Raw genomic sequence first — 2843 nt, 5'->3', positions numbered from 1 at the left:
GAGCGTGACGTTCAAAATTACCTTTTCCAACAACGTTTACAGGACTATACCAACCAGTCTGAGTTTGGTACGGGCGGTAAATATACCCGAGCCATCCAAGCTATCACGGCATTTACGCAAGGTATGATGGGCAATAACATTGTCACCGCGATTGCTAATGGCTCAGCCCCTTATCTTGCCAAAGAAGTAAAAAACCAAGTCCAAGGTAACAGTGTTGAAAGTGATATTCAGCGCGCGCTTGCCCACGGTTTACTCAATGCCGGTCTTGCATTGGCAAAAGGTGAAAATGTGGCAGCACAAGCCACGGGTGCGATGACTGGTGAAACGGTGGGTATTTTATCGCATTCACTTTATGGCAAAGCTCCCGAAGAACTGACTGAGTCTGAAAAGCAGAATATAAGCGCATGGGCAACGTTAGCTTCAGGCATTGCCGGTGGTTTAATTAGCGATAATAGCGCAGGTGTCGCCAATGCCGCCCAAGCCGGGAAAGTGGTGGTTGAGAATAATGTCTTTGGTCCTAAGGATCTGCCAGCAGGAATGGCTGAGTATGGGCAAGCCATGTCATCACTGGCTATTTCGATGGCACGAAATGATAATAGTATAGAGGAAATTAATACAGCTTTAACAAGAGCAGCTAAAGGAATTCATCCAGAAGAGCAAGATCCTGCTTTGGGGATAATGATTGCATGGGGAAATATTACAGGTATACCGCTTGATGTATTTTTAATACAACAGAAGATGACACCTGAAAAAGCGGCTGAAATAGTGGGAAGTACTCCACCAACTACAACAGCGAAAGCCCTTCAATTTATCGCAGCAAAAACCTATTTGGCATTTGTTAAAAATGGGCAGTCAATTCCGAAGTGGGAAGGGGGTGAATATCTATATGATTTTAAGCCATCATCTACGCCTCTAGAATTAGTTCAGGAACAAGGTGGTAATGGTTTAAAAACAGCTTATATACGAATGGATCATATTCTTAAGGGAGAAGTAAAAATATATAAAAATGGTTTTCAAAAAGCAGGTGGAGGCCATTATTTAAGAGATCCAAATGTAAGGGTTGATAAATGGACTGCTATACCCGATATAAATGGTGTTTCAAAAGGGTATATATCAGTAAGAAATGAAGTAACAGGAAAATGGATAAAAAAACAAAGTGAAACAACATTTTTCCCTGAACACTGGTCTAAGCGACAAACCGCTCAGGAAATAGAGAGTGCATTTAAAAATTCAACAAATATACCAAACACAGAAAAATGGACTGGATATTCTGATAGTGGTGTTAAAATAGAAGGTTATTATGGCAAGCCGGATGGTTCAGGTGCAACGGCATGGCCCGTATTTGAAGGTAGGAGTACTAATGCTAAATGATAAAATAAATTTTTGGTGGAATAATAATAGTAAAGATTTTACACCCATAGGTAATAAATTATGGGTATCAACAGATAAAACCACCTTAGGCTATGGCTCTCGAGAATTAGCCGGCTGGTTGTCTGATGATATTCAATACTCACTAAATTCTATTGATATTTGGATAAACAATTTAACTAACTTACCCTCTAGTCGAGCACCCGATGGTTTTTTTGGTATGGGGAATGCCCATTGGGTGATGGTGACGAAAAATATGGTATTTATCGCCAATGAGTATGTGCAAGAACAGAGAGTTTTGTTAACCATTGATCAGTTACTTTATATTCTGGAACAATATAAAGCCTTTTTGGGCGGTAATTATACTGATCCTGATTTTCCACCTAAGCCGATTGATGTGGAATACATAGCTGAAGGGGAAGAGGCTATGAGAATTTATGCGACGCTGAAAGATTCTCACGGTTTGTTTTATTTAGAGGAGTAGTTTTTCTGTAATTGTTCTTGGATCTACTTCTAGTTCCTAAATAATCAACTGCTCAGCTTAGAGGATGAAGATAGGTTAAGGATAAAGGCCAAGTTGGCCCTGTAAATAATTCTGTGTATTTAGCTTACAGTGTCACTGACAACCAGATAGTCAACTGTTCAATTTAGCCATGTTGGGGAACCGTATTTCTACATGGTTCTGTGTTAAATTGTTATTTAATCAGCCTTATTTGTGTGTAATCAAGGGTTTGATATCAGTGTGGGTAAACATACCCAGCTTGATGGTGCAGTAATTAGCAGTACCGCAGAGGCTAAAAATAATCAGCTTGATACGGGTACATTAGGCTTTAGTGATATCCATAACTACGCAGAATATAAAGTTGAGCATCAATCTGGTGGTGTAAGTACCTCAGGGGGTGTTGAAGGCAATATGCTGGCGAATATGGGGCATCTAAATTGCAAGAGTTAATAGATAAAAGAGAAGAAAAATGAGAACAATAAAAAAAATACCACTTTTTATTTTTGCTATTATTTTATATTCCATAATAGGTATGTTAGGCTTATTATTAATAGGGGTTGTTGTTGATTTTTTTCTATTTGTTTTTGATTATTTTTATTTTAATACTCCTATTTCAATGTTATTCGAAGATTATAAGGTAGAAAAATTATTAAAAATGAGTGTAGGCGGTGGAGTTATTTTTGGTGTTAGTATTTTTATTATCCAATTAATGGAAATGAGAGAAAGATAATTTGATAATTTTTTATTAAATATTATTAACACTTTTATTTTAATATCTTAAATATAAATATGATGAGCCATGTTTTTACATGGCAAGTGCTTTATACATACAGGAAATGCTAGGTAATCATGTTGACAGCGCTGAAAACACCACTCAATCTGCGGTATCACAAGGCACATGGACAGTTCGTGATAGCGATAATCAACAGCAAGATATCGCGCAATTAAGCCAAGATACCGATAACGCCCACAG

General features: G+C 37.8%; 3 protein-coding genes and 1 pseudogene. All 4 read left to right on the top strand.

Annotated elements, in window-relative coordinates:
• The coding region (locus GWI59_RS02910; RefSeq protein WP_202608817.1) for an EndoU domain-containing protein at positions 1-1371 on the top strand (1371 nt) is incomplete at its 5' end.
• Positions 1361-1852: a hypothetical protein gene (locus GWI59_RS02905; protein WP_109848581.1), complete on the top strand. Its 492-nt coding sequence runs from the start codon at positions 1361-1363 to the stop codon at positions 1850-1852. The genes GWI59_RS02910 and GWI59_RS02905, both read left to right, overlap by 11 nt.
• A gap of 237 nt (positions 1853-2089) precedes the next feature.
• Positions 2090-2302 (top strand): annotated as a pseudogene (locus tag GWI59_RS02900) (VENN motif pre-toxin domain-containing protein); the annotation flags it as partial.
• A gap of 37 nt (positions 2303-2339) precedes the next feature.
• Positions 2340-2600 (top strand): hypothetical protein, encoded by a 261-nt coding sequence (locus GWI59_RS02895; protein WP_109848579.1) that lies wholly within the window; start codon positions 2340-2342, stop codon positions 2598-2600.
• Positions 2601-2843: the final 243 nt, after the last annotated feature.

The sequence above is a fragment of the Proteus sp. G2673 genome (assembly GCF_009915125.1).
GTDB classification, from domain to species: Bacteria; Pseudomonadota; Gammaproteobacteria; order Enterobacterales; family Enterobacteriaceae; genus Proteus; species Proteus penneri.
The sequence above is the reverse complement of the archived record's forward strand: the minus strand, read 5'-3'. Positions and strand labels throughout refer to the sequence as shown.

Bases quoted from the DNA above. Each gene is read 5' to 3' on its own strand.
- GWI59_RS02905 (WP_109848581.1), top strand. From the start codon at position 1,361: ATGCTAAATGATAAAATAAATTTTTGGTGGAATAATAATAGTAAAGAT.
- GWI59_RS02895 (WP_109848579.1), top strand. From the start codon at position 2,340: ATGAGAACAATAAAAAAAATACCACTTTTTATTTTTGCTATTATTTTA.